Origin of the sequence: Flavobacterium nackdongense, from assembly GCF_004355225.1 — a bacterium.
Classification (GTDB): Bacteria; Bacteroidota; Bacteroidia; order Flavobacteriales; family Flavobacteriaceae; genus Flavobacterium; species Flavobacterium nackdongense.
In genome coordinates this window covers 2551909-2578276 of the sequence record NZ_CP037933.1, presented here as the reverse complement: position 1 = coordinate 2578276, position 26368 = coordinate 2551909, and the positions used below count along the sequence as shown (strand labels likewise).

Here is a 26368-nt window from a genome sequence, read left to right as displayed (position 1 = left end):
AGATACGAAAGTCCCATTTTTACGCAGGTCACCAATAGAAAGGTGTAGCCGACATTGTCAATGTTTTTTTCTTTTACCTTAATTAGAATCAACATTAAAATTAGGGCACAAGAAAAGAAAAACCCATAAATGACCTCTATTGGAAAACGAAAACCTTGTAGTTTTGGATTGTTTATGTTGAAGAAAAAAAAGAGTTTGTGTGCAAAAAAAACTAAAATAGCACTTAAAACTATTTCAAGAATTGGCCGATAACTTTTAAAACTCATTTGATTAAGAAGATTTATTAATTTCTTTCAATTGCCTATTGATGTTATAAAAAGCAATGGCAACACCCGCCAAGGTTAGGATTTTGACAAATATATTGTGGGGATTGGGATACTTTTCATCCAGTTTATTTCCAAAATAGGCAAACAAAAAAATGATTGCTCCCATTTGTATCGGAATATTGATAAGAGCCAACCATTTATTATTGGTTTGTTTCTTCTGGTTTTTGTTGTCCATCATTTGCAATGGTGTTTTTCGAATTGGTTTTCATCGTACAAGAAGCACTAAAATCGGCACCGGGTTCTACTGATAATTTTCCACAAATAACGTCACCGTAGATTTTGGCTTTGTTTTTTACATTCAAAATTTCTAACACTTGTATTTTGCCTTTAAACTTTCCTTCAATATCGGCATTTTTGCAAATTATATCACCGATAACACTGCCTGCTGGGCCAATAACTATTTTCCCTTTCGTCTGAAAATTCCCTTTCAATTCGCCATCCAATCTAAAATCGGCATTCGAAATAATATCGCCATTGATGATGGTGCCTTCAACAATTCTATTGGTTTTTCCCAATAGTTCTGTATACGATTTGGTCTTTTTTTCAAACATAACAATCTATTTTGGAGTTGAACTCGTCTTTGGAACATCATTTTCCCCCATTTTAGGAGTCGCTCCCGGCGGTTTGGTTCTAGCGGCTTTGCTTACCGGAGGAGCTGTAGGTTTGGGTTCATCATCTGGACTATTAATATCTACTGCTGTTTGCGGCACAACAGGCTGTGGTGCTACGGGCTGTGATGCTGCAGGTTGCGCCGGCACTGCCACTTGTTTTTTGGGGTTCAAATAAGCTTCTAAATTCTTTTTGATTTGAACTACTTTATAATTATCGTTCGAAATCACGATGCCGGGCTCTGTAATTTTATATTTTTTATCGTCTTTGAGCATAGAGGCCATACTGCTGGCGTACCCTTCTGATTGCATGCCTTGTATTGCAATAAAATTTTCTTTTTCTGTATAAACATCAAAATTGCTTGAAAGTCTGTTGTTTTTTTCATTCGCAATGAATTTTTTGATTTTTTCCTCTAATGCTTTGGTGTTTTTGTCTTCTCGTTTGCCCACTTTATACAGCAATTTCCAATTTTTAGTGTCATTAGTAGTGAAATTCATTTTTTCCAATAATGGAATTTGAGCGGTCAAAATTTCCTTTGCATTCTTACCTTCTTCGGTTGAGGGATAATTGTCGGTGACGAATTGCATTGCTTTTTTATATTGGTCTAATCCTCTGAGTTTTCCAATGGTATTTGCCTTTAATAATTCGTACTTGGGGATGATCTCATCGCCGTAATATTGAATGATCAGCCCGTCTATTTTCTCCAAAATCAATACAAATTGCTCTTGCTGATACAATTGATACCATTTCCCATATTCGGCTTCTGCCGTTTCCGATTCGGTGGCTGTACTTGGGTTTTTGTTGTTGATGATTTGGGCATATCTCGAATCTGGATACTGACTCGAAATGCGATTTTTCATTTCTTCGGCCTTGGCAGCATCGGTTATTTGATATATTTTATACAAATTATACATCGAAGGTAAAACCAATTTTTCTTCTGGATTTTGAATCAATAATTTTTCCAATTTATCACTGGCCAGCGCATATTCTTTGAATTTTTCTTTATAAATAACCCCAAGTTGATAATAGGCAAAATTCCGATCCTTAGCAATCTTTTCGATTTCTGCCGGAGCACTAGGCAACATGCCAATGTAAAACGCAGTGGTGTATTGAGGGGTTTCGACAGCAGCAACTTCTGGTTCTGTTTCGGTCGGATTCTCATCTGCAATTGCATCAGCAGCTCCATCAGTTCTGGTGGGAACTCTCCAGTTGCCTCCTACTACTCGATTTCCGAACTTTTTCTTGAATTCTATCTTGCCGTAAGCTACTGTTGCCGGATTGTAAAAATAAAACACATCGGAGGCGGTATTAGACGTAAGTCCTGTTGTTGCTGGCGGAGCTAACGCTTTTTTCTGTGGTGGCCTTCCTCCTTGTTGCGCTCCAGCGGGATCCGGATCATCATTTGAGGAAAGATTGTTACGGTCTATATTTTGCTGAATTTCTTTTTGTTTTTCGGCTAATAGTCTTTTTTCTTCATCAGATTTTTTTAATTTTCCGATATAATCTTCGTAATAAGCTACCCTATTAGCATCAGTCATCGCCACTACGTTCAGTATACTGTCATTGGTTTTTGCAATCAATTCCAAGCCGATAACCTCGTCTAAATCTTTTCGAACTTTGGTGATGTGAATGTGTTCTCTGGTTTTGACTTCTAATTTTACTAAGGTACTGTCATAATACTTTGCCGCTTTAGAATAATCAGTATTCTTGAAATACATATTGCCCAGGTTTCTGTAATTTGAAGCAATTAGATATTTATCTGGTGATTTCGATTTTAAAGAGGCATTGTAAAATTCTTTGGCCAATTCTTGATCGTTGTATTTGTCATAAAAAACACCCATTTCATAATACAAAACATCCTTAAAAGGTCTGTTTTCGCGGTCTGCAATGAGCTTGTTGTACCGTGCTACAAAAGCATCACCATCGCCATTATCAAAATCGAATAACTGCGCTCTTTTGGCGTAAGCCTGAATGATATATTCTCTTTCCACTTTTCGATTCAAATCAATAACCTCCTGATAATAACTCAAAGCGGTGTCTCGAATGCCCAATTCTTGGTACAATTGCCCTAGAATAAAGCGATAACGAGCTTTTTCAGCATTGACTTTAGTGTTTTTTTCAGCAATTTTCAATTTTGCAATAGCACTGTCTTTCTCCTCCAGATTCAAATAGGATTCCGCCAAAAGTGCATTGGCATCAGCCACAACTTGGGATTTCAGTTTTTTTTCTTTTAGGAGTTTTGAAATGTTTTTCAGCACCTGAGCATCGTTTCCTAAACGCATATTGGTTTTTTCGCGCCAGATTTTGGCAGAATTGATATTGCTGCTGGTAGGATATTTGTATAAAATGTAATTGAAGGCTTCGAGCGCAGGAAAAAAACGCTGGTCATAATAGCGCGCTTTTCCTAAAAGCAAATAGGCTTCATCGATTTGATAGTTTTTTTCTTGACCATCAATATTCATCGAATGTTTTTGAATGGCTTTGGTAGCTTTGGCTTCGGCCGCTTCGAAATCGGGATTTTTGGGCGTTCCTTCTGGCGAATTATCGTCTATAATTTGCATTCTTTCGATGGGCAAACGCTTCCAAAAATTGTCCTTGTTGCTGCTTTTGATGCTTACAACACCTTTGTCTAAAGCCATTTGTCCGTTGTACAAAATGTTGTCTCGGGTGCTCAAAGCGTGTGAATTTCGAGCTAAAAAAGTGTCTTTCTTGGTAGAACAAGCTACCAAAAAAAGTAAAAATAATATAAAAAAAGTACGTTTAAATATCTTGGTTTTCAATGGGAAACAGTTTATCATTTAACTTTTAAAAGTGCATTTTAGTATAATGACTGGTAAAAATACGTTTCTTTTTGAAATATCGAAATTTAAACCGCAAAAAACGCTTCTAATTCTTGCAGCGTCTCCGCCGAGGTTTGAATATCTTTCACAATTTCGCCTTTATTCAGCGCTACGATTCGGTCACAAACTTCGACTGTGTGTTGCAAATCGTGACTCGAAACCAAAACGGTAACATCGGGATTTTGTGCCAATTCCTTGATTATTTTTTTCAATCGGCTCACGGTGGTTGGATCCAAATTGGCAAAAGGTTCGTCGAGAATTACTACTGAAGGATTGCCAATGAGCGTGGCGATAATGCCCACTTTCTTCTGATTTCCTTTGGATAAATCGCGTAAATATTTTTTGTTTTTAAGGATTTCACCGTTAAAAAATTCTTCGTGTTTTGCCAATAATGCATCGACATCCGCCTTGTTTTGTCCGCGTAAATCGCCTATGAAATAAAAATATTCTTCGGGTGTGAGATAGCCTATTAGAAAGCTTTCGTCAAGAAAAGAAGCAGTAAACGGTTTCCAATTTTCGCTGGTATTGACCTGAACTTCGTTGTTGATAATATGTCCCGTTGAGGGCTGAATTAAATCCAATAACAAACTGAAAAAAGTGGTTTTTCCAGCGCCATTATTGCCCACAAGACCAAAACTTTGTCCTTTTGGAATTTCTAAATGGTCTATATTCAATACGGTGGTACCGTTGTAGGATTTCGAAAGATTTTGTACGTGTATCATTTTGATTTTTTTTTGATTTAATATGGTAGAGACGTTGCAATGCAACGTCTCTACGAAATATTATTTTTGTTTGTATGAATATATGGTATTGTATTTTTCGGTTTTGTACACCTTTTCAATTTTGGAAAAAACGGTGTCTCTAAAAGCAAAGCCTAAAACGCCTGAAACGCCTACAAATACAAGTCCTAAATTAGGATTCATAAGCGCCGATCCTGCCCAATAAAGCAAAATGGGCAACAATAATTTGGGTAACGAAAGCAGCATTGCGCTGGTATTAAACGCTTTTTTATCGCCAAACGCACCTTTAGTCGATTGTAAATCGATAGGTGTTTTAGTATAAGCACCACCGAGTAAAACCAAATGCGAATTGACGCCCATATTGTAAATCGCGCCTACAACAATAGTTAAGTAAACTTGCCAACCATAAAACAAATAAAAAGAAGATAACACTGTCGATACAAAGGTAGCAATGACTACAAGCCACCATTTTGAACTCAGATACCCTTTATAGGAAATGTTTTGCGTCATCATCAGCTGATAATACGAACTGTCCCAACTGGGGACAAATTGACCAAAAGTGAATAAAAACCCGCCCGACACAAAAATTCCTGCAAAAATGCGCATCACTTCAGGTTGGTGTGAATTTTCTCTGAAAAATAGAAATCCATAAAACAAAAACAAAATGCTCATTACCACCGTAGTCCGCGAGCGCTTATTGCGCTTGATGAGTTTGATGTCGTTCTTTAGAAAAGTACCCAGCGTGCCAAATTGGTTCAGCCAAGTCAAATCCTCGGTTGTGGCGATTTCGTGTTTGGTAGAAAGTCCGGCATCGAGATACAAATTGGCTTTCAGGTAGTTGAAAGTGTAATAATACAAGCCTAGCAGAGCCAAAACAGGAACTAAAAAAAGCCATTGGGTATGAAACAAACCCTCAAAAAACACCGAAGTATAATCGGTAATGTTGAAAAAGTGATAGTATTGAAAACCCGCTATAATCAAAACGAAACCAATGAAAATAGCAAAAACATTGTCTTTGTTAGTCAATATTATATTCAGGAAATTGTTGCTATACACCAAGGCTACCATCGCCAAATGCCACAAAATCACGCTCACCACATCGTAGCCTTCGACTAGTAAAACAATGGTAAAAGGCAGAAAGAAAAAAACGTGCAGAAAATTGAAAAAAGACAAGACTGTTTTACCTATCGAAAAATTAACAATGGTAGGTCTTGTAAAAGGTAAGGACAACAAAGGTCGAATGTTCATCACCGGGATTTTTTGCAACAATAATCGAATGCCCAAATCCAACAAAAAATAATAAATCAAATACTTATTTACTTGCTGCAACGGATCGAGATGCATTTGTTTTAATCCGTAAAATGCTCCAATTCCCGCCATTAGAAAAATAAAAGCATAAAGAACGGCTACAAAACCCAAAATAATTTTCAGTGCCAAATTCGTTCCGAACGAAGCCGAACGTATAAAAGACTTCCATTCGAGATAAAGGAATTTTAGAATCATAGTTTTAGAGTTAATTTTCTAATTAGTTGTTAAAAGTAGGAAAAAGTTACAAGGGCTAAACTTCTAAACGCTTAAACTTCGATATTTTTTTTGGTTTACTATCTTTGCAAAAAAATAATCTTATGCCTTTATTCAAAAAACTTGTCATAAAAGAAATCAAACGCGAGACTGCAGACGCGGTTTCCATCCTTTTTAATGTTCCCGAGGAATTCAAATCTCATTATACTTTTATTGCCGGTCAGTATGTCAATTTGAGACTAACGCTCGACGGTCAGGAAATTCGTCGCGCCTACTCTATTTGTGCTGAACCGACGAGTGGTGAATTACGAATTGCTGTCAAAGCGGTAAAAAATGGTACATTTTCTCTATTTGCCAACACCAAACTAAAAGTAGGCGATGTGCTAGAAGTAGGGAAACCGGAAGGAAAATTCACTTTAGAAACCGAAAGTCACCACCAAAAAAACTATGCCGCATTTGTAGCCGGAAGCGGAATTACACCTGCCATTTCTATTTTGAAATCGGTTTTGAAAAGCGAACCCCAAAGTTCTTTTGTCTTGGTTTACGGCAACAAATCGCCAGAAGAAACCATTTTTCATCAGGAATTACACGATTTGCAACTGAAATATACGGGACGATTGTTTGTGCATTATGTATTCAGTCAAGCCAAAGTCGACGGAGCGCTTTTTGGAAGAATCGATAAATCGGTCGTGAAATTTGTTTTAGACGACAAACACAAGGAATTAGAATTCGACAAGTTCTATTTGTGCGGCCCAGAAGAAATGATTAACACGGTTTCCAAAGTTTTGAAGGAACACAACATCAAAGATTCGGCTATTAAATTTGAATTGTTCTCCAGTTCTATTGTCGAAAATAAAGAAGCCAGTTCACACGAAGGTCATACCAAAATTTCCATCACGGTTGACGATGACGAAACGACTTTCGAAATGTCGCAAAAACAAACCATCCTCGACGCCGCTCTCAAACAAGGCATCGATGCTCCGTATTCTTGCCAAGGCGGCATTTGCAGCAGCTGTCTCGCCCGAGTAAAATCAGGCACTGCCGAGATGAAGAAAAACTCCATCCTTAGCGAGGACGAAATCGCCGAAGGTTTGATTCTTACTTGCCAAGCACATCCCACTTCGGCCGAGATTGTGGTGGATTTTGATGATGTGTAAAAATAGTGGTCAGTGGTCAGTTTTTAGTAATCAGTCCTGCAACAATTAAATTAATAAAGAAAACTTCTCTGAAAAGGGGAGTTTTTTTGTTTTAGGGAATTGTGGTTTTAATAGAATAGCCCATTGGATAATTTGTAAGAAAAAATTAATATATTTGATACAACTATAAAACGAAAGAAACCTTCGCCAATCTACCCTATTTTGGGTGTATATAAGAAGGTTTGTATCGCTTATATACAAGTTGGCAGTAATTATGAAAAAAAACAGGAAAACATACTTAATAATCATATTCACTTTAATAACACATTTTATTAAAGCTCAAGAAATATATTCCTACGAAAAACAAATTGATGGTATTGAAAACTACATATCTACTCAATTTGAAACAGAAAACAAAAATGACAATGTGATTTTAAGAGGAACATTAATTGAACCTAAAACAAATTATACAAAAGTGGTAATAATTGTACCAGGTTCAGGAAAAGACACTAGAAATTCACATTATAAACTTACAGAGAAATTACTTGAAAATAATATCGCTGTTTATCGATATGATGAAAGAGGATGTGGCTTTTCTACTGGAAATTTCAATACATATTTTTATAATATCAATGATATGATAAGTGATTTGAAGTCGGTTTATAAAGATTTAAAAAACAACAAATTACTTACCGATAAAAAATTAGGCTTACTAGGTCACAGCTTAGGAGGAATGGTGACAATTAGTTTGAATGATAGCAATTTAATTCCTGATTTTTTTATTCAATGGGCATCTCCTGTTCAAAACAAAGGTGCTTTTTTAAAATATCAACTTACAACAAATGTAAATAAATTTGAGAATGAACTTATTTATGATTCATTAACAGAAAAATTAAATGTAATGGATAAAATTAATAATGTAATTTTTGAAAATAGAAACGATGAAAATATAGAGTTAGTCAAAAAAATTAATAAAGTATCAAAAGAGATAGGTTACACAAAAAAGAGATATAAAAGATTTACATACGCAAATTTTTATTCAACTAAAGAGTTAATAAAAAAAGATTTAGAAAATACTTATAAAAAGTGTACAACAAATCTATTATATATTATTGGAGAAAATGATAAATATATTGATGCAAAAAATGAAACAGAACTTCTAAATAGTTTTAATAATAAGTATATCGAAATTGTGAAAATTAAAAGCTTAAATCACTATTTACAAAGTGGAACTGAAAATATTGAACATTTGTACGAAATAGAAGATGAAGCATCAACAAAAATCATAAATTGGATTAACAAGCAATAACTACTGCCAACAGCTAGGGTTTCGTTGCGGCTGCAAGCCGAACAATGAAACCCGTGTTGAACGGAACCGATTACATATCGTTCAACACTATGGAGTTATCGTAAAGTTTTGAGAGAGCCCCGAAGGGTCGGGATCAAGAGGCAAGTGCGCCTCTTTTTTTTTGGAGCGATTTCAAAATCGTTTTATAGTGTTTTCGGTCACTTTTGAGCATAAAATCCCTTACCCATTATTTAGTTTTTATAGGGAATAGAGCTTTGGCTACCGCCAAGATACCAAGCAGGCGGCCCACGCTGGTCAAAAACGGCTATTCGGTGTAAATTGCCAGTTTTACAGCAAGGACACTTGGGCAAAAAGAGCTTTTTTTCGCGTTTTTCTAGTACTTTTACTTCGAGTTTCTCCTGCAAAAGTTTGAGCTTTTCCCGTTTCCAAGTGCTACTCAAAAAACCATAATGACGAATCTTAACAAACCGTTTGGGCAAAATATGCAACGAAAATCGACGGATAAACTCCTGATGCGTGAGTGTCATTTGCTTTTTGACTCCCGCCACTCGATAATCCTTGTATTCAAAAGTCACATTTTCGTTGTCGATAGTTTTGATTCTTCGGTTGCTAATGGCTATTTTATGGGTGTATCTTCCCAAATATTCCACCACTGATTTGGGACTTCCAAAAGGTTTTTTGGCAAAAACAATCCAAGGTTTTTGCCACAACTCTTGCCGGATTTGCTCATACTTTATGGGTTCTTTTTCTTTGAGTTTTGCACAATATTTAGCCCTAAACACTTTTGACAAGGCTTTGACTGGAAACAAGAATTTGCCATCGGTTCGGCTATTTTGCCATTGTCCGTTTTTAGCTATTCCGCCGCCAGGAACAATGCAATGCAGGTGTGGATGTAAACTCAATTGTTGCCCCCAAGTGTGCAAAACCGCAATCATTCCCATTTGCATTTCCTTGGTTTTGCCAAAAGTTTGAATCGTTTCCCAAGTCGCTTCAAAGAGCGTGTCATAAACCAATTTTGGACTGTGAATCGCCAATGCATTAATGCTATCGGGTAAAGTAAAAACCAGGTGAAAATATGGCACTGGCAAGAGTTCCGTACTTCTAGCCTCTATCCAATCTTCTCGTTTGTTGCCCTGACACTTGGGACAATGACGGTTGCGGCAAGAGTTGTAACTAATAGTCAGATTTCCACATTGATCGCAAGCATCGATATGACCACCCAACTGGGCTGTTCGACATTTTTTGATAGCAGAAAGAGTGCGCAATTGCCAAGTATTGAGTCCATAACTCTCGATCTTCGAGCCTACCTTTCTCAGTACATCGGCTACTTCCGTCTGCATTTCTCGAAAAGCGTATCGAGTGGACTAAAAATGCGTTGGCTCGCGAGCTGGGCTATCTGCAAATACTCCATCGTAGTTTCGATATTTTGATGTCCCAAAAGGTCTTTCAGGGTCATAATATCCATACCATCTTCGAGCAAATGTGTGGCGTAAGAGTGCCGAAGCGTATGGGTATGAACTTCTTTTTTCACACCAGCAGCTTTGGCTACTTGTTTCACCGCCCATTGTACGCCTCTCTGGCTGTACCGACTGTCAAAATCGCCTCCGGCTCTCTCAATAGGCTGACCGTTGAAAAGATAATCCTTGGGTTTTTCGGCTTCGATGTACTTTTTTAATCCCCGAATCAAGTGTTCCGAAAGCGGCACGTAACGGTCTTTTTTGCCTTTGCCTTGCACTACTTTGAGTTGTAGTCTGTCGAAATCTAAATCCTGCAAACGTACACTTCTGGCTTCCATACAACGCAATCCGCAACCATAAAGCAAGCCAATAAGAATGCGGTGTTTGAGCAATTTGGCTTTTTGAAGCATTGCCCAGACTTCTTCTTTGCTCAAAACAACTGGAAGCGTTTTCTCGTGTTTTATCGACGGAAGTCGAAGGTATTCATACGGAAGTCCTTCTGATTTTAGCAAAAATCGTAGTCCGTAAACACAGTGTTTAAAGTACGTTTGCGATGGGGTTTTGGACTTTTTCTGTTGGTAAAACAAGTAGTCCTGAACTTGTTCGGAATCCAATTCCGTTGGAATTTTGCCAAAATACAACGAAATCGAAGCCACGTGCCGCGAATAATTGCTAAACGTGCTTTGGCTTCGTCCCAATACCGAAACCGTGCGCTCAAAACGAGCTAATAGTTCCTCAAAACCGGGAACTTCGCGCTTGGCTTGGTTGATAATTTTGTTTTCTCTTAATAAATCTGGATGCTTTTTTTTGTAGTCATAATTTCAAAGTTTTAATTATCTTTGAAAGGTACAAAATCAGCGCGAGTGCTACCGAAGGTTTAGTTCAACACAGGTTTTACGCTATTGCGGGTTTTGGGCTTAATTTAAAGTTTGTTTTGTATCTTTGAGGTCAGTACAAAACCGAAAGTTTCGGTTGCCTTAATCCGCAACAGACGTAAAGCCTGAGAACGTTAATTCAAAAAAATGGTTAATGGCTACTCGCCATTACTGGATTAATAAAACCTCCAAGTCAGCTAAAATGAAATCCATCCGAGAAATCTTCAAAACCAACCCTTCCCTACTCGACGAACCCGAAGTAGCGCAACTTTTGGCCTATTGCGAGCAATTGCAGGATGAAATTGTGGAGTTTAAATTTCAGAAAACCAATAACAAAGAATTGGCGATGCTCGATATGCTCAAAGAAGTCATCAAAGGCTGCAACGCCATCGAGAAAGAACAAATGGAACACGAGCGTTTTGGTTTTGAAGCACCTCATTACCAAGAAACTATTTCGAATTTGAAACGCTATATTTGGGGGCGTTGTCGGGACGAGAAGATTTATTTGTGATTTGGTTTTTACAGGAATTTAATTTTCAAAGTTTTAAACAAATTACACAAATTAACACAAATTAACACAAATTGTTTACTGCAAATTAATTACACAAAACAATTTTGTGCAATTTTTAATTCGTGCTAATTGGTGTAATTCGTGTCTGAATCTAAATTGAAGAATTGATTTTATAAACTACACTTTCAACTGAAATGGTTCGCATTGCGTCTTCATACCCTTCCACAATTTTATTCCCGTAAACTGAAGTGGGCAATTTTGGGTACAAATTTCTATCCGAAACCAAAGCGTTTTCCAGGGGTTGATTGAAAGGCGAAAATCCCGTAAACGGATGCGTTGCGCCCCAAAGCGTGATGACTTTTACGCCCAACATTGCTGCAATATGTGCATTTCCGGAGTCCATCGAAAGCATTAGATCAAGATTGGAAATGAGTTGCAATTCCTGCTGAAATTGGAGTTTTCCGGCAACAACCACAACATTTTCTTTGCCTTTTGAGAGTGAATCTAGGAGTTCGATTTCCTTTTTTCCACCACCGAAAAGCAAGATTTTATAATTTGAATTTTCAGCTAATTTGTTAATTACTTCCTGCATCAAATCCAAAGGATAGACCTTGGAATCATACTGTGCAAAAGGTGCAATCCCGATTTTAATTCCCGAGAAATCGGGAATCTTTTCATTTCCAACTAGCCTTTTCAAAATATCTTTTGATAAAACTGCTTTGTCAGGAAATATTGTCCCGACACTTCGGGAGTATAAATCTACTGTAAAACCCAATTCTTGAAACACTTTTGCGTGTCTTTCGAACATTGTAGTCAAGGGTTTGAAAATTTTGTTTTCGGCTCGTGTTAAAGCTGTTTTTTCGGCTCTTGCTTTATCAACAAAAGCTGTTTTTTTTCCACTCAAGGCGAAAAGTGTTCGAACGACTTTGGAACGTAAAACGTTGTGCAAATCGGCAAAAGCGTCAATGTGTAAGGCTTTCAAATCCTGGTACAATCGCAACAATCCAAAGAATCCTTTGTGGCGTTTTTTTTCGTCGAAAGCAAAGAAAGTAAGATTAGGAATTCCCTCAAAAAAAGGTTGGAAAAACGGACGAGAAACCACCGTGATTTTTATTTCAGTCCCGAAGCTTCGGGATTGGGACACAAAAGCCCTTAAAACAGGAACCGTCATCGCGACATCTCCCATTGCGGAAAGTCTCATAACGGCTATATGTTGGATTTTTTTGGACAATTACTTCATGAATAAAAACCATTAAGAGATTAAGGCTCATCAAGTTTTACTTAATTTTCTTAATCCCTTAATGGTTTAAAATAGTATTTCTTATTTTTTATTCTGATACAAAACCGGATTCAAATCATCGTCGTTGTACATCTTCATTTGTTTGTACACTTTCATGAATTTATCACCATTTTCAATATCCGTTAGCAAATCTTCAATTGCGGTAGACAAATCGGTTCTTTGCTCTAGCAAAACATTCAATTTGGCTTGACATTTATCTCTGTGGTCTTGCGAAGCTTCTTCACGAGTGGCTTCTTCCTGCATGTGATAAATTTTCAAGGCTAAAATTGACAATCTGTCGAATGCCCAAGCGGGACTCTCCGAATTAATTTTCGCCTCGTTTTTGACAGCCACCTGAGCGTATTTTTGAAGAAAATAACCATCAATATATTCTACCATATCGGTACGTTCTTGATTGGAAGCATCGATTCTTCTTTTTAAAGTCAATGCCGCCACTGGGTCGATATTGGGATCACGAATAATGTCTTCGAAATGCCACTGAACTGTGTCAATCCAGTTTTTTAAATATAATAAATGTTCTATTTTTTCTTTTGGAAAAGGATTATTGATTGGTTGGTCAACATTATCAAATTGATGATAATCGCGAATACTTTGTTCGAAAACGGAATAAGCTAATTTTGAAAACATATCTTTTATATTTTATAAATACAAAGATACTTTTTATACTTTTATAGTCTATAAAAAACACAAGAAGTTTGGAGTGTTTTTTGCGGAATTCCTAAATTTTAATTTACAAATCTTAAATTATCACGATGCAAACACATTATTTATCCGAAGACAATAGCATTCTGAATCATTTTTTAGGTCAAATACGAAACGTGAATGTGCAACACGACAGTATGCGTTTTCGCAGAAATATAGAGCGTATTGGCGAAGTTATGGCTTATGAATTGAGCAAAGATTTAAGGTATAGACCAATTGAAATTCAAACACCGCTAGGCATCAAAAAAACCGCCGAAATCGAAGACAAACTCGTTTTGTGTTCCATTCTCCGAGCCGGACTACCGCTTCATTTGGGGTTTTTGAATTATTTTGACAGTGCCGAAAATGGCTTCGTTTCAGCTTACAGACATCATCCCAATAACGATGAGTTTTTTGATATTTTAGTCGAATACCAAGCCGTTCCCAATATCGAAAACAAGACCTTACTTTTGATCGATCCTATGCTTGCCACCGGACAATCGATGGTGGCTGTTTTTAATAAATTGATGGAAAAAGGACTTCCAAACGAAATTCACATTGCTGTAATCATAGCTGCTCCCGAGGGAATTGCCTATCTTGAAAAGCATTTGCCCGATTCCTGTCATCTTTGGGTGGCCACTTTAGACGAAAAATTAAATGACAAAAAATACATCATTCCCGGCTTGGGCGACGCGGGTGATTTGGCCTACGGAAACAAATTATAATTGGGAGAAAAAAGCAAAAAAACTGCAAAGAATCAGTATGCCTAAAACCAATTCCTGCTTCAACTGAAGTTGTTTCACTTCGATATGGCTCGTTGCCATAATGGCCAGAGGGGCAATAGTATAAATCAATACATCGTTGCTTTTGTTGGGAGAAATTGCAAAAATTACTATTCCTATAAAAAAAGAGGCTATTATTTTTTTGAAAGACGAATTCAGTAACAACGGCTTGCTCGAAAGGGAAAGAAACATTGAAACCACAAAAAACAAAGCTACTGTCGCATAAATAGAAAAGGCAAGATTCTGATAATTGTTGGTAAAATAGTCTATTTTGAAATTAATAACGGCGTTATCTGTGACATATCCAAGAACATCTTTATTAAACAGTAATGCCACTCCTAAAGAGATAATTCCCACAGCAAAAAAAGCTATAAAAGGCAAAACCCAATTTCTATAATCTCTTGCTACGTGAAAAATGATCGAAATAAATACTAAAACCAGGTAAATAATACTCCAAAAATGAAATAAAGAAGCTACAAAAATCCATAAGGAAGCATCAAATATTTTTTCTTTCGAGGCTTTTAAAGATTGCAACGAAATCAATCGGCGAAGCGCGAGAAGGATGAAAAAGTTAGATAAAATTAAATTCATATTTCCCAATACCGAAGGAAAAAACAATAGAAACAAAAAATAGAACAAAATCGTGTAACTACTGTCTTTGCTCAATCCGTTTTTCTTCGCAATGAAATTGGCAACAAAAATGGAGCCGAGCAAAATAAAAAATAAACCTCCTTTTTTTACAATGGAAATCACTGAATTAGTCCAAGACAAATCTTGAAAAAGGGTAATAAAAAAGAAAACCAGCATTAAAATTACCACCAACATCAAATTTATTGGAGTAGATTTTTTAAAAACACTTGTTATCATACGGATATTTTATACTTTTGCGACTGTAAATATAATACTTGTACAAAGACGAAACGAGCTAACTAAATGTTTTTCACTAAAAATAAATTCCTTAGCGCGTTTAGATTGCATACAATTAACTAAAAAAATATTGAGATGAAAGCATTTTTTGAAGGAATTCAATGGTTATTTGAAAACATTTTATTCATACTGCACGATTTTTTAAGAGCTTTAGAACTTGATAGTTGGTTTGCTGCCAATATATTCAACTGGGGTTTTATGATAATCTGTGCGGTTGCTATCGTATATTGGTGTAAACAATTGATGATTTTCGACGAAAAAGGCGAAGAAAACCAAGATACAACGGCACACTCTTTCTTGAAATAAAGAACCATAACTCCCGAAGGAGGAATTAGAAGTCTTTACATTATTTAAGGTCGTTCCCGATATCTTTTCTAAAATACATCTTATCGAAATGTAGCTTGTCTATGTTTTGGTAAGATTTTTTTATGGCTTCTTCGAAATTATCACCAAAAGAAGTTACAGTCAAAACTCTTCCGCCGTTACTCACTACGTTGCCGTTATCAACTTTAGTTCCCGCGTGAAAAATAATTGAATCTTGAATGTTCTCTAATCCCGAAATGACTTTTCCTTTTTCGAAATCTTCTGGATATCCGCCCGAAACAACCACAATGGTCGTGGCACTTCTTTCATCAATTTCCAATTCAAATTCGTCTAGTTTTTCATTGGCTACAGCCAAAAACAATTCCACCAAATCCGATTTCATTCTCGGAATAACTACTTCGGTTTCCGGATCGCCCATTCTAACATTGTATTCAATTACGATGGGTTCGTTTTTCACGTTGATCAATCCAATAAACACAAAACCTTTATATTCAATTCCGTCTTTTTGGAAACCTTCGATTGTTGGTTTTACGATGCGTGTTTCTATTTTTTCCATCAAAACGGCATCAACATAAGGAACTGGAGAAACTGCGCCCATTCCTCCTGTATTCAATCCCGTATCGCCTTCGCCAATGCGTTTGTAATCTTTGGCAGTTGGTAATATTTTATAACTTTTTCCGTCGGTCAAAACGAAACAACTCAATTCAATTCCGTCCAAAAATTCTTCGATTACGACTTTCGAACTGGCTGCGCCAAATTTTTGACCCACCAACATATTTCTCAATTCGTCCTTGGCTTCCGCCAAATCGTGAAGGATCAAAACGCCTTTCCCTGCCGCCAATCCATCGGCTTTCAACACATAAGGCGGTTGCAAAGTTTCGAGAAAATCGCATCCTTTTTCCACCGTTTCAGCAGTGAAACTATCATAAGCTGCGGTTGGAATATTGTGTTTAATCAAAAATTCTTTGGCAAATTCTTTACTTCCTTCAAGTGTTGCACCTAATTTTGACGGTCCAATAACTGGAATATCTTTTAAATCATTGTCATTTTTGAAAAAATCGAAAATTCCTTTTACCAACGGATCTTCGGGACCAACAACCACCATTCCTACTTTTTCTTGAAGAACAAATGCTTTTACGGCATCAAAATCTGTTGGGCTGATATCCACATTATTGGCAATCGAAGCCGTTCCTGCATTTCCCGGAGCTACAAAAAGTGTGTCGCAAAGCGGACTTTGAATCATTTTCCAAGCAAAAGCGTGTTCTCTTCCTCCAGAACCTAAAAGTAAAATTGTCATTGTGTAGTTGTTAAGTTGTTTGGCAAAAATAGTCTGTTTTAACCTTAAATAATAATTTTTTTTACTTACCTTTGACGTTAGTAACGCAAAAGGTATGATAATTTCATTTGGATCCAAAGAAACCGAAAAAATCTGGAACGGGATTGTCGTAAAAAAACCAGCGATTGAAATACAACAATTGGGCAGAAGAAAGCTAAGAATGCTCCACAACTCCCAAGATTTGATTGATTTAAAAATTCCTCCTTCGAACCGATTAGAAAAATTAAGTGGAAATTTAAAGGATTATTACAGCATTAGAATCAACAACCAATGGCGTATTATTTTTATTTGGGAAAACGGAAATGCCACTAATGTCGAAATTGTTGATTATCATTAAAAACTAAAAATTATGGAAAAGCTAAAAAACATACATCCGGGAGAAATTTTACTAGAGGAATTTTTGGTTCCTTTGGAAATAAGCTCATACCGTTTGTGCAAGGACTTGAAAATTCCGCAAACCAGAATTTCTGAAATTATCAAAGGAAATAGAAGAATAACTGCGGATACCGCTTTGCGACTAAGTCAATATTTTGGAAATTCTGCCAAATTTTGGTTGGGTCTCCAAGATGATTTTGACATAGATTCAGCAACCGAAAATAAAAAACAAGAACTGGAATCCATCAAGAAATTTGATTTTCAAAAAGTAGCCTAACTGATTTCAATTATTTTACTTACTTTTGAGATATAATTATAGTTGAAATTTAAAGTCAATACTATGCAAGCCTCTTTAAAACAACCTTTTACAAATGTTCAATTAGAACTTTTAAAAACTTTTTCGCATCAATTGCCAGAAAGCGATTTAATTGATTTGAAGAATACTCTTGCTTTGTTTTTTGCCAAACGTCTTATTAATCAAGCAGATACCGTTTGGGAAGAAAAAGAGTGGAATGACAAACTTGTGGATGAAATGCTGCATACCAAAATGCGGAAATCAAAATAAAAAATCTTGAAAAAAGTAGTTTTAGACACCAATGTTTTATTGGTTTCCATCTCCAGTAAGTCGAAATTGCATTGGGTTTTTAAAAATCTCCTTGAGGCAAATTATATCTTGTGCATTACTACTGATATTTTATTGGAATATGCCGAAATAATAGAGCAAAAAATGGGGGTCTTAGCCAGCCAAAATATTCTTGGCGTTCTAGAAAATTTGAAAAATGTAGAACTCATTACCAATTACTACAAATTCAATTTATTGAAAGATGAAGACGACAACAAGTTTGTAGATTGTGCTATTGCATCCAATGCAGATTATATTATTACTCACGATTCAGACTTCAATCTGTTGAAAAAAATTGATTTTCCAAAAGTGGTATTATTAAATACTACAGAATTCAAAGATTTGCTGAGCTAATAAATCTATCCATTATAAATGTTCAAAATTTTCGATCTATCGCTCCAAATAAATGGTTTCCCGATGAAGGAAGCCAAAGCCGAATTGCAAAAAATCCAATCGATTCCCGAACAACAATTCGAAATTTTTATCGAAAACAAAAAACAAGAAATTGTTGACTATCATTTAAAGAATAATGCCTCTTATCAAAAAATCGTTGGCAAAACCACTTTCAATAATTGGAAAGATTTGCCCATAATGACCAAGAAAGATTTTCAAAAACCCCTAGGAGAAAGACTTTCAAGCGGTTTTACTCTAAAAAATGTTTACGTCAATAAAACGTCCGGTTCTAGTGGCGATCCGTTTATTTTTGCCAAAGATAAATTTTCGCACGCCTTAACTTGGGCAACCATTATCAATCGTTTTGGCTGGTATGGAATTGATTTCAACACGTCTTACCAAGCTCGTTTTTACGGAATTCCATTGGATTTTATAGGCTATAAAAAAGAACGCTTCAAGGATTTTTTGAGCAACCGTTATCGCTTTCCTATATTCGACTTGTCGGATAAAATTCTAGAAGGTTTTCTAAAAGATTTCCAAACTCGCAAATTCGATTACATCAACGGATACACGAGTTCCATTGTTTTGTTTGCCAAATTTTTACAGCAAAAAAACATTATTTTGGCAGCTATTTGCCCTAGTTTAAAGGTCTGCGTCGTCACTTCCGAAATGCTTTTTGAAGATGACAAAATTTTGCTTGAAAAACAATTTGGCATTCCGGTTGTCAATGAATACGGCGCTTCAGAACTGGATTTGATTGCTTTTCAATCCCGAAGCTTCGGGACTCACGGTGAATGGCAAGTAAATTCCGAAACCCTTTTTGTGGAAATTTTAGACGATGAAAACAATGTTTTGCCTTATGGAAATGAAGGTCGAGTTGTTATCACTTCTTTGTTTAATAAAGCTCATCCTTTTATTCGATACGATATTGGCGACATTGGAATTTTGGACTCGAAAAGCACAGCCAAAAAACCTGTTCTTCAACGATTAGTTGGTCGAACCAATGATATTGCTATTTTACCAAGTGGAAAAAAATCGCCTGGATTGACTTTTTATTACGTCACCAAAAGCATCATCGAAGACGATGGTAACGTAAAAGAATTTGTCATCAAGCAAACTAAAATCGATACTTTTGACATTGAATATGTGAGTAAAACCGAATTGAATTTGGAACAAATCCAGAAAATTGAAGCTGCAATTACCTTATATTTGGAAAAAGGATTGGTTTTTACATTCATCAGAAAAGAAAAACTGGAACGAAGCAAAAGTGGAAAATTGAAACAATTTGTTTCGTTATTGAAATAATTGGAGGCTGCAAATTGCAACTTCCAAATTAAATCTTGAAGTCACAAATTGTGACATCAAGACGTTTAAGGTCACAATTTGTGACCTTAAAGAAACTAAAAAGATAATATAAAATGAAAATCACCATAGTCGCAGGCGCAAGACCTAATTTTATCAAAATCGCACCCATCATCAAAGCGATTGAAAAAAAGCAAAACGAAGGAGCAGATGTTTCCTATCGTTTGGTGCATACGGGTCAGCATTATGACAAAAACCTCAGCGATACTTTTTTCGAAGAATTGAATATCCCAAAGCCAGACAATAATCTGGAAGTAAAAAGTGGTTCGCAAGCCGAACAAACCGGAGCGATTATGGTAGCTTTTGAAAAAGAATTACAGCAAAATCCTTGCGATTTGGTTTTGGTGGTTGGCGATGTCAATTCTACTATGGCTTGTGCAATTGTAGCTAAAAAGCAAAACCTAAAAGTAGCTCACGTCGAAGCCGGAATTCGCTCTGGCGATATGACGATGCCCGAGGAAATCAATAGAATAGTGACCGATAGCATCACCGACTATTTCTTTACAACCTCAACTTCAGCATCCGAAAACTTGCTGAAATATGGTGCTGATACAACTAATATTCATTTCGTGGGCAACGTGATGATCGATACTTTATATCAAAATTTGGGCAGGATTTTTGAACCCGTTTTCTGGAATGAATTCGAATTAGAAACTGGAAATTACATCATTCTTACCTTACACCGCCCATCAAATGTGGATGAAGAACAATCCTTAATTCAATTGCTTCAAGGTATTGATAAACTGGCTGGCGATAAAAAAGTGATTTTCCCGATTCATCCCAGAACAAAAGCAATACTTGGTGAAACGAATTTAGATTTGAAAAACATCCTTTTTGTAGAACCACAAGGCTATTTGAATTTTATGTACCTCATCAAAAATAGTTTTGCCGTGATTACCGATTCTGGTGGTATTTCGGAAGAAACTACTGTTATGGGAATTCCTTGTTTCACGATGCGAAACAACACCGAAAGACCCGAAACACAAAGCACTGGAACCAATACTTTGGTAGGAACTTCGATAGAAAATTTAGAAAAACTATTTGGAGAATTCCTTGAAAATGGAAAACGAAAAGCGGGAATTCCGGAACTTTGGGACGGAAAAGCTTCAGAAAGAATAATTGAAATATTACTAACAAAATCATAAAAAATTAAACACGAATTTCACGAATTGACACGAATTCAGTATGTATAATTATTTCACAAATTTGTGAAATTTAAAGCTATTAAATGTTTGTGTAAATTCGTGAAATTCGTGTCAAAAAAACGCTGTAATAAATTTAGTGCAATAATGAACGACATCCTCATCGTATCTAATTATTATCCGCCTGAAAAAGGGGCAGCTGCCAATAGAATCGAGCAGTTGGCCTTGAAATTGCATCAAAATAAATACAAAGTCACCGTGCTTTGTCCATTGGGAAATTACCCAAAAGGCGAATTGTTTCCGGAATACAAAGGCAAATTTTCGATTACAGAAAAACTACAAAATATTACTGTAAAACGACTTTGGATTTATCCCAGTGTCAGCAAAAATATCTTCAAAAGAACGCTGTCGGTTTTGTCGTTTGCCTCTGTGTTATTCTTTTGTTTATTGACCAAAAAAACACCTAATAAAGTTGTGGTCCAATCGCCACCTTTATTGTTATCGTTTGTTTCGGTTTTGGTGCTTTCGCTAATGGGCAAGAAGATAATTCTGAATGTTTCTGATTTGTGGCCTTTAGCAGCCATTGAATTGAAAGCCTTAAAAAAAGACAGCTTTTCGCATCACATTTCACTGTTCTTCGAACAATTTATTTATTCGCGAGCTAGTTTAATCTTTGGTCAATCAAACGAAATTATCACTCACATCCATTCGATTTTTCCAGAAAAAGAATGTCATTTGTATCGTAATTTTCCAGATCATCAAACAGCTGCAATAGATTTAAAAAGCAGTGAAAACGAACCCATAAAAGTATTTTACGCCGGGTTGTTGGGTGTTGCGCAAGGTGTTTTTGAATTATGCCAAAAAGTCGAATTGGAAAATTTAAACATTGAATTGCATATTTTTGGAGATGGCGCCGAGAAATCTCAAATCGAAGAACTAATCTATAATAATCCGCAAAATAAAATATTCTTCCACGGAATGTTGGAACGAAAAGCATTGCACGAAAAACTACACTCTTTTGATATTGCTATTATTCCATTAAGAACAAGAATTTATGGATCTGTACCATCGAAAATATTCGAATATGGTGCTTTGGGATTTCCAGTACTTTATTTTGGCGGAGGCGAAGGCGAAACCATTGTAAGAGAATTTAATTTGGGTTGGGTAGCAACTGTTGGCAATTTTGAAAGCTTGAATGCCTCTTTAATCGAAATCTCCAAAACAGGAAAAGAATCGATTCAAACGATGAAAAAACGAGTCTTTGATTCTGCCACTGATAATTTTAATCTTGATTTCCAAATTAAAAATTTAATCAACAAAGGGGTTTTTTAAAATGCTTTGTCGTCCCCTTTTATAATGTTATAAATCGTTTTGAAAATGATTTCTATATCCATTAAAATCGACCAATTTTCCATATAAAAAATGTCATATTTTACGCGATTGATGATATCCTGATCCGTTTCCACTTCACCTCGATAGCCCTTGGTTTGCGCTAGTCCGGTAATTCCTGGCTTAACAAAATGTCGAACCATAAATTTCTCCGACATTAGAGCATATTTATCATTATGACTTACCGGATGTGGCCTTGGCCCTACGACCGACATATCGCCCAATAAAACATTGAAAAATTGCGGTAATTCATCAATGCTTGTTTTCCGAATAAATTGACCCACTTTGGTTATTTCTATATCATTTTTCAATGCTAAATCGGCGTCTATTTGGTCGCTGTATTCCATCGATCTGAATTTGAAACAATCAAATTCTTTATAATTCAAACCATTCCTTTTTTGAATAAAAAACACAGGACCTTTTGAATTTAATTTTATAATAATTGCCATAAGTGGAATGAACCACGATAGGAGTCCAAGAATAATAATCAACGAGAATGTCAAATCAAATGCGCGTTTTATGATTTTGTTCATTGTTTCATCCTGAAGGATGTTTCTTGAAGAAATAACAGGAATATAATCGTAATATTCGAACTTGACATTTCCAGCAAGGATTTGTTTGTCGTCCGGAATGAACTTCAAAGTTTTTAAATTATTATCAGCAAAATTAATAATGTCTCTGATTTGTTTATCGGACAAGTCGGCAGTAGCGCAGTATATTTCATCTATCGGGTTTTCTAAAATAAACGAAAGACATTGTTCAACTCTCTCTTTTTTATGGTCTTCAAGAGTAAACGCTTTGATTAATTTATAACCGTAATCAAGGTTTTGGGTGAAAAATGCTTTTAAAGGATTAATGTTTTTGTTGTTGCCCAATAAAACCACATTTCTAAAATTTCTATTGAATAAAATTCTATATTTTTTGAGAAAATAATAGATAAAAAGCTTGAGTGTAAGAATTAAAAAAACGGCAGAAATGACAAATAATACAACCCTTTTTTCATAAAAATCAGAATAAAATAATTCTACTGCTAAACAAAACAAGGCAAAGAAAACAGCCTGTTTCAAGGCGGAATTTAAAATGGTAATTACTTTAGTATAGCGATATACTTCATAAAAATCGAAATAAATAGCTGTAGCAATCCAACCACTGCTAATGAGTAAAGCATAAAGAATTTCGTTTTCATGAAAAGGAAAAATATAATAAGCCAATACGTTGATGATACTTAAATCCATCAAGTAAGAGAAAGGGCGAATGTAACCTGAATATTTTTTCTCTTTAAAATTCACTATTTGATATACTTGGAAAAATCTTTGTGTTCTTCTTTTAATAATTCTTCTGTTGAAAGGGATTTAAAATAGTCGTACGTGATTTTCATCCCTTCGGCTCGATTTACTTTTGCTTCCCAACCCAGTAATTCTCGTGCTTTTGTGGTGTCTGGCTGACGTTGCAATGGGTCATTTATAGGCAGCGGATGATAGACCACTTTTTGATTGGTTCCCGTCAATTTTATGATTTCTTCGGCAAAGTCTTTTATCGTGATTTCGTCTGGATTTCCAATATTTACCGGATAGACATAATCCGAATGTAATAATCTGAAAATACCTTCTACTTGATCATCGACATAACAAAAAGAACGGGTTTGCATTCCATCTCCAAAAATGGTTAAATCTTCGCCACGTAGGGCTTGCCCGATAAAAGCTGGAATAACACGACCGTCATTGAGTCGCATTCTAGGCCCGTAGGTATTAAAAATTCGTACAATTCTGGTTTCTACACCGTGAAAAGTATGATACGCCATCGTGATGGATTCCTGGAAACGTTTGGCTTCGTCATAAACGCCTCTAGGTCCAATGGTGTTTACGTTGCCATAATATTCTTCGGTTTGGGGATGAATTAATGGATCTCCATATACTTCGGAAGTGGATGCGATAAGAATTCTGGCGTTTTTTACTCTTGCCAATCCCAAAAGATTATGTGTTCCCAAAGAACCTACTTTCAAGGTTTGAATGGGGATTTTCAGGTAATCTATCGGACTTGCGGGCGAGGCAAAATGAAGAATATAATCTAATTTCCCGGGAACGTGTACAAACTTGGTTATATCGTGATGATAAAATTCGAAATTTTCCAGTTTGAATAAATGTTCGATATTTTTTAGATCGCCAGTAATCAAGTTATCCATTCCAATAACAAAATAACCTTCTTTGATAAAACGATCACAAAGATGTGAACCCAAAAATCCTGCAGCCCCGGTAATTAATATTCTTTTCATATATTTTATTTGTCTAATAATCTTCGATGATAATTGATTTGTCCAAGATGGTAGGTTAAATGAGTAGTTAAGTGCACTAATAAAAATTCTAAGGTGGTTTTTTTATCGAAAACCAAAATTTCGTGTTCGTTAATGAGTTGTTCTTCTGTAATAGTATTTAAACTCATTTCAACTGTTAAAATTGTACTATCAATTTGATCTATAAGTTCTTTTTTTGATCTGTTTTTTAGTGAAAATTCAAGTTCTCGATTTCTGATATAATTTGTTTTTCCGAATGCTGCCCCAATATAAGTGTTTAAATTTCCGATGAGATGCAAGCACAAATTCCCTGCAGAATTTGCAATATTATCTTCTACAATCCAAAGGTTAGATTCGTCTTTGTATAAATTTATTTCTGATTTTAATCGAAGTAAATCTCTATTAAAAATCGATTTTAAAGTTTCTATCAACATTTATTTAACTTTAAATATTTGTTCCAATATTTTGATGGTAATCAGGTAGGTGGGTTTTACTCCTGTTGTTCCCAAACCTCCAGAAGCCAATGTGCTTCCGGTTTCTAAAGGATTATCCGAAGCATAATAAGCATATCTAACTTTCACATCCTGCGGGATGCTTTTTCTGATTTTGGATGCCGATTGAATGGCTTTTTGATAATAAGACCCTTCCATTTCGAGTCCAATTACACCCCAAGTCGATTCGTGGAAGAACTTTAATAAATCCTTGTTTTGAAGTGAAGTTCCTAAAACGGTAACCATCGGACCTTCAAATACGGGAATATCGTTATTTTCAAACATTTCGGCAGTTAATTCATTATCGAAAAAATAATTATCAGCCGTTCCTTCGTTAATGTGAGCTGTTGGAATCATAATATCCCCTTTTCCTCCCTGCAAAATTCCGGCTTTCCCCATAATCGAAACCGATTCTACATTCAATAAAGTGTCTTTTTTGTAAGGTTTCAGTAATTCGTCTATAGTTTCGTAGGCTTGTTCTCCAAAAGCGTAATCCATCACAATAAGCACGGGTTGTTCATCAGTAATCGTCGCCTTCGGAAAGGACGATTTGGACCAATCTATTTTGGCTGTATCAAAAATTTGGACATCAATATTGGTTCCCGAAGCTGCGTCTGGCAAGGAAATCATTCCGTGTAATTTGGCAAAATCTTCTACTTTGTCTCTTAGTTCGTGGGCTCCCGATTTGCTCAATTCTTCATAAATAAAGAAATCCGATTGGTTTTTGAACTGAGTTTTCAATACTGAGGTGGCAAAAATGGAATTCATCACGCTGTGCATATTGGCACTAATCACGTGAATGGGTCGGTCTAAAAGTTTATGCTTTTTCAGCACTTCTTTGATGTTGGTTGCCCAAATTTCGCCGTGAATATGATGTCCTAATCGTTCTCTAAGTATTGGACTGAAGGTAATGGTTCTTTTGTTATCATCCACCACCTCTTCGATGGCTAATTTTCCTAACCAATAAATCACGTGCAAAAAACGATCGGGTGCGGATTCTGAACCAAAAGCATCGTATATTTCTAAAACCTCAATAAAAGTTCTACCTAAAATGTTGGCTGCGTGCGAAACGGCTTTCTCTTTTTCGATTTGCGTCAATTTCTTTTTTTGTGAAACTGCTATTTCTAATTTTTGCCAATCGCGGGAAACTTCACCATCATCACCTAGTAATACTCTGTTTCTAATCTTGTGTGATTCGATGAAAATGAAGGTCAAATGCGTCAAAATATCATAAATATCGGAACGCCCTCGGGTAATTTCGACATTCATTTGTTCTTCGTCGATGCGGTAGCAATTGCGTTTTCTTTTAGGAGGAATTATAGCCTGAAAATGCGATTTCGAATAGCCTTCATCTGAGGTTAAATTGATGAATCGGCATTCTTCAATTCCTATCGGAAGGCGCTCTATAACGTATAAAAGGCCATTGAGTTCGACTTTTTCTTCGGCAATATTACCATAAATTTCAGGTCGCAATGCCAATAATGCTTCTCGTAAGGTGTCTCCAGAAACTCCCATTGGTTTATAAAATCCACGGTTGAACAAATGGCGCATTGTAATGTACATTTTTTCAATTGCCGCTGACGACTCTTGTGCTCTGGATCTCGATATGTTTTTTATTTCTTTCATCTTT

The 26368-nt window shown here is 36.0% G+C and carries 27 protein-coding genes; 12 read left to right on the top strand and 15 right to left on the bottom strand.

Annotation, left to right across the window (positions count from 1 at the left end; genetic code table 11):
* Positions 1–270: 270 nt before the first annotated feature.
* The 5 genes from E1750_RS11050 to E1750_RS11030 all read right to left on the bottom strand — a co-directional run bounded on the left by E1750_RS11050 (position 271) and on the right by E1750_RS11030 (position 6018).
* Positions 271–504, bottom strand: a complete 234-nt coding sequence (locus tag E1750_RS11050) for an AtpZ/AtpI family protein (protein ID WP_133276833.1) — start codon at positions 502–504, stop codon at positions 271–273.
* Positions 467–877: a bactofilin family protein gene (locus E1750_RS11045; protein WP_133276832.1), complete on the bottom strand. Its 411-nt coding sequence runs from the start codon at positions 875–877 to the stop codon at positions 467–469. Before E1750_RS11045 ends, E1750_RS11050 begins: the two co-directional genes overlap by 38 nt.
* Before the next feature lie 6 nt (positions 878–883).
* Positions 884–3715: a type IX secretion system periplasmic lipoprotein PorW/SprE gene (gene porW, locus E1750_RS11040; RefSeq protein ID WP_227873880.1), complete on the bottom strand. Its 2832-nt coding sequence runs from the start codon at positions 3713–3715 to the stop codon at positions 884–886.
* Positions 3716–3801: 86 nt separating this feature from the next.
* Positions 3802–4497: an ABC transporter ATP-binding protein gene (locus E1750_RS11035; RefSeq protein ID WP_133276831.1), complete on the bottom strand. Its 696-nt coding sequence runs from the start codon at positions 4495–4497 to the stop codon at positions 3802–3804.
* Positions 4498–4557: 60 nt separating this feature from the next.
* Complete coding sequence (locus E1750_RS11030; RefSeq protein ID WP_133276830.1) at positions 4558–6018, bottom strand: DUF5687 family protein; 1461 nt, start codon at positions 6016–6018, stop codon at positions 4558–4560.
* 122 nt (positions 6019–6140) lie between these two features.
* Here E1750_RS11030 and E1750_RS11025 point away from each other — a divergent pair, with 122 nt between their 5' ends.
* Positions 6141–7193, top strand: a complete 1053-nt coding sequence (locus E1750_RS11025; RefSeq protein ID WP_133276829.1) for a ferredoxin--NADP reductase — start codon at positions 6141–6143, stop codon at positions 7191–7193.
* 253 nt (positions 7194–7446) lie between these two features.
* Positions 7447–8481, top strand: a complete 1035-nt coding sequence (locus tag E1750_RS11020; protein WP_133276828.1) for an alpha/beta hydrolase — start codon at positions 7447–7449, stop codon at positions 8479–8481.
* A gap of 230 nt (positions 8482–8711) precedes the next feature.
* Here E1750_RS11020 and E1750_RS11015 read toward each other — a convergent pair whose 3' ends face one another.
* Together E1750_RS11015 and E1750_RS11010 are read right to left on the bottom strand one after the other, a co-directional pair.
* Positions 8712–9821: an IS91 family transposase gene (locus E1750_RS11015; RefSeq protein WP_133276827.1), complete on the bottom strand. Its 1110-nt coding sequence runs from the start codon at positions 9819–9821 to the stop codon at positions 8712–8714.
* The gene (locus E1750_RS11010) at positions 9806–10636 is read right to left on the bottom strand and encodes a tyrosine-type recombinase/integrase (protein WP_227873879.1); all 831 of its coding nucleotides are present in this window, start codon (positions 10634–10636) and stop codon (positions 9806–9808) included. The genes E1750_RS11015 and E1750_RS11010 overlap by 16 nt, the downstream gene beginning before the upstream one ends.
* A gap of 331 nt (positions 10637–10967) precedes the next feature.
* On the opposite strand from E1750_RS11010, the gene E1750_RS11005 reads away from it, so the two are divergent.
* Entirely contained in the window at positions 10968–11324 is a 357-nt protein-coding gene (locus E1750_RS11005; protein ID WP_227873878.1) for a hypothetical protein, read from the top strand.
* Between the two features lie 151 nt (positions 11325–11475).
* Here E1750_RS11005 and E1750_RS11000 read toward each other — a convergent pair whose 3' ends face one another.
* Both E1750_RS11000 and E1750_RS10995 read right to left on the bottom strand, forming a co-directional pair.
* A complete protein-coding gene (locus E1750_RS11000; RefSeq protein ID WP_133276826.1) occupies positions 11476–12525 on the bottom strand; it encodes a glycosyltransferase family 9 protein in 1050 nt (349 codons plus the stop codon).
* A 120-nt stretch (positions 12526–12645) separates the two neighbouring features.
* Positions 12646–13251, bottom strand: coding sequence for a DUF4254 domain-containing protein (locus tag E1750_RS10995; RefSeq protein WP_133276825.1), 606 nt, complete (start codon positions 13249–13251; stop codon positions 12646–12648).
* Positions 13252–13376: 125 nt separating this feature from the next.
* Between E1750_RS10995 and upp the strand changes: the two genes are divergently transcribed.
* Positions 13377–14030: a uracil phosphoribosyltransferase gene (gene upp, locus E1750_RS10990; RefSeq protein ID WP_133276824.1), complete on the top strand. Its 654-nt coding sequence runs from the start codon at positions 13377–13379 to the stop codon at positions 14028–14030.
* On the opposite strand, the gene E1750_RS10985 is transcribed toward upp, so the two are convergent.
* Positions 14025–14954: a DUF6427 family protein gene (locus E1750_RS10985; protein WP_133276823.1), complete on the bottom strand. Its 930-nt coding sequence runs from the start codon at positions 14952–14954 to the stop codon at positions 14025–14027. The genes upp and E1750_RS10985 overlap by 6 nt on opposite strands.
* A 135-nt stretch (positions 14955–15089) precedes the next feature.
* Between E1750_RS10985 and E1750_RS10980 the strand changes: the two genes are divergently transcribed.
* Positions 15090–15320, top strand: coding sequence for a DUF6341 family protein (locus E1750_RS10980; protein ID WP_133276822.1), 231 nt, complete (start codon positions 15090–15092; stop codon positions 15318–15320).
* Positions 15321–15360: 40 nt separating this feature from the next.
* Here the strand turns inward: E1750_RS10980 and purD are convergent, their stop codons facing one another.
* A complete protein-coding gene (purD, locus tag E1750_RS10975) occupies positions 15361–16635 on the bottom strand; it encodes a phosphoribosylamine--glycine ligase (RefSeq protein WP_133276821.1) in 1275 nt (424 codons plus the stop codon).
* A 94-nt stretch (positions 16636–16729) separates the two neighbouring features.
* Between purD and E1750_RS10970 the strand changes: the two genes are divergently transcribed.
* The 7 genes from E1750_RS10970 (at position 16730) to E1750_RS10940 (ending at position 21900) form a co-directional block, all read left to right on the top strand.
* Positions 16730–17011: a type II toxin-antitoxin system RelE/ParE family toxin gene (locus tag E1750_RS10970; protein WP_133276820.1), complete on the top strand. Its 282-nt coding sequence runs from the start codon at positions 16730–16732 to the stop codon at positions 17009–17011.
* 12 nt (positions 17012–17023) lie between these two features.
* Positions 17024–17326, top strand: a complete 303-nt coding sequence (locus E1750_RS10965; RefSeq protein ID WP_133276819.1) for a HigA family addiction module antitoxin — start codon at positions 17024–17026, stop codon at positions 17324–17326.
* Between the two features lie 63 nt (positions 17327–17389).
* Positions 17390–17614 (top strand): hypothetical protein, encoded by a 225-nt coding sequence (locus E1750_RS10960; RefSeq protein WP_133276818.1) that lies wholly within the window; start codon positions 17390–17392, stop codon positions 17612–17614.
* A 6-nt stretch (positions 17615–17620) separates the two neighbouring features.
* Positions 17621–18025: a putative toxin-antitoxin system toxin component, PIN family gene (locus E1750_RS10955; RefSeq protein WP_133276817.1), complete on the top strand. Its 405-nt coding sequence runs from the start codon at positions 17621–17623 to the stop codon at positions 18023–18025.
* An 18-nt stretch (positions 18026–18043) separates the two neighbouring features.
* Positions 18044–19369: a phenylacetate--CoA ligase family protein gene (locus E1750_RS10950; RefSeq protein WP_133276816.1), complete on the top strand. Its 1326-nt coding sequence runs from the start codon at positions 18044–18046 to the stop codon at positions 19367–19369.
* Positions 19370–19482: 113 nt separating this feature from the next.
* Positions 19483–20571 (top strand): non-hydrolyzing UDP-N-acetylglucosamine 2-epimerase, encoded by a 1089-nt coding sequence (gene wecB / locus E1750_RS10945; RefSeq protein ID WP_133276815.1) that lies wholly within the window; start codon positions 19483–19485, stop codon positions 20569–20571.
* A 144-nt stretch (positions 20572–20715) separates the two neighbouring features.
* On the top strand, positions 20716–21900 hold the full coding sequence (locus E1750_RS10940; RefSeq protein ID WP_133276814.1) for a glycosyltransferase family 4 protein: 1185 nt from the start codon (positions 20716–20718) through the stop codon (positions 21898–21900).
* Here the strand turns inward: E1750_RS10940 and E1750_RS10935 are convergent.
* The 4 genes from E1750_RS10935 to E1750_RS10920 are packed head-to-tail and all read right to left on the bottom strand — an operon-like array spanning position 21897 to position 26364.
* Entirely contained in the window at positions 21897–23246 is a 1350-nt protein-coding gene (locus E1750_RS10935; RefSeq protein ID WP_227873877.1) for an exopolysaccharide biosynthesis polyprenyl glycosylphosphotransferase, read from the bottom strand. The two genes, E1750_RS10940 and E1750_RS10935, sit on opposite strands and share 4 nt — an antisense overlap.
* Positions 23246–24229 (bottom strand): UDP-glucuronic acid decarboxylase family protein, encoded by a 984-nt coding sequence (locus tag E1750_RS10930; RefSeq protein WP_133276813.1) that lies wholly within the window; start codon positions 24227–24229, stop codon positions 23246–23248. The genes E1750_RS10935 and E1750_RS10930 overlap by 1 nt, the downstream gene beginning before the upstream one ends.
* Positions 24230–24234: 5 nt before the next feature.
* Positions 24235–24681 (bottom strand): DUF1572 family protein, encoded by a 447-nt coding sequence (locus E1750_RS10925; protein ID WP_133276812.1) that lies wholly within the window; start codon positions 24679–24681, stop codon positions 24235–24237.
* Positions 24682–26364 carry a DUF6909 family protein gene (locus E1750_RS10920; RefSeq protein ID WP_133276811.1) on the bottom strand — a complete coding sequence of 561 codons (1683 nt, stop codon included), beginning with the start codon at positions 26362–26364 and terminating at the stop codon, positions 24682–24684.
* Positions 26365–26368: the final 4 nt, after the last annotated feature.

Coding starts and splice junctions, on each gene's coding strand:
- E1750_RS11050 (WP_133276833.1), bottom strand. CDS start 504: ATGATGGACAACAAAAACCAGAAGAAACAAACCAATAATAAATGGTTG.
- E1750_RS11045 (WP_133276832.1), bottom strand. CDS start 877: ATGTTTGAAAAAAAGACCAAATCGTATACAGAACTATTGGGAAAAACC.
- E1750_RS11035 (WP_133276831.1), bottom strand. CDS start 4,497: ATGATACACGTACAAAATCTTTCGAAATCCTACAACGGTACCACCGTA.
- E1750_RS11030 (WP_133276830.1), bottom strand. CDS start 6,018: ATGATTCTAAAATTCCTTTATCTCGAATGGAAGTCTTTTATACGTTCG.
- E1750_RS11025 (WP_133276829.1), top strand. CDS start 6,141: ATGCCTTTATTCAAAAAACTTGTCATAAAAGAAATCAAACGCGAGACT.
- E1750_RS11020 (WP_133276828.1), top strand. CDS start 7,447: ATGAAAAAAAACAGGAAAACATACTTAATAATCATATTCACTTTAATA.
- E1750_RS11015 (WP_133276827.1), bottom strand. CDS start 9,821: ATGCAGACGGAAGTAGCCGATGTACTGAGAAAGGTAGGCTCGAAGATC.
- E1750_RS11005 (WP_227873878.1), top strand. CDS start 10,968: ATGGCTACTCGCCATTACTGGATTAATAAAACCTCCAAGTCAGCTAAA.
- E1750_RS11000 (WP_133276826.1), bottom strand. CDS start 12,525: ATGAGACTTTCCGCAATGGGAGATGTCGCGATGACGGTTCCTGTTTTA.
- E1750_RS10995 (WP_133276825.1), bottom strand. CDS start 13,251: ATGTTTTCAAAATTAGCTTATTCCGTTTTCGAACAAAGTATTCGCGAT.
- upp (WP_133276824.1), top strand. CDS start 13,377: ATGCAAACACATTATTTATCCGAAGACAATAGCATTCTGAATCATTTT.
- E1750_RS10985 (WP_133276823.1), bottom strand. CDS start 14,954: ATGATAACAAGTGTTTTTAAAAAATCTACTCCAATAAATTTGATGTTG.
- E1750_RS10980 (WP_133276822.1), top strand. CDS start 15,090: ATGAAAGCATTTTTTGAAGGAATTCAATGGTTATTTGAAAACATTTTA.
- purD (WP_133276821.1), bottom strand. CDS start 16,635: ATGACAATTTTACTTTTAGGTTCTGGAGGAAGAGAACACGCTTTTGCT.
- E1750_RS10970 (WP_133276820.1), top strand. CDS start 16,730: ATGATAATTTCATTTGGATCCAAAGAAACCGAAAAAATCTGGAACGGG.
- E1750_RS10965 (WP_133276819.1), top strand. CDS start 17,024: ATGGAAAAGCTAAAAAACATACATCCGGGAGAAATTTTACTAGAGGAA.
- E1750_RS10960 (WP_133276818.1), top strand. CDS start 17,390: ATGCAAGCCTCTTTAAAACAACCTTTTACAAATGTTCAATTAGAACTT.
- E1750_RS10950 (WP_133276816.1), top strand. CDS start 18,044: ATGTTCAAAATTTTCGATCTATCGCTCCAAATAAATGGTTTCCCGATG.
- wecB (WP_133276815.1), top strand. CDS start 19,483: ATGAAAATCACCATAGTCGCAGGCGCAAGACCTAATTTTATCAAAATC.
- E1750_RS10940 (WP_133276814.1), top strand. CDS start 20,716: ATGAACGACATCCTCATCGTATCTAATTATTATCCGCCTGAAAAAGGG.
- E1750_RS10930 (WP_133276813.1), bottom strand. CDS start 24,229: ATGAAAAGAATATTAATTACCGGGGCTGCAGGATTTTTGGGTTCACAT.
- E1750_RS10925 (WP_133276812.1), bottom strand. CDS start 24,681: ATGTTGATAGAAACTTTAAAATCGATTTTTAATAGAGATTTACTTCGA.
- E1750_RS10920 (WP_133276811.1), bottom strand. CDS start 26,364: ATGAAAGAAATAAAAAACATATCGAGATCCAGAGCACAAGAGTCGTCA.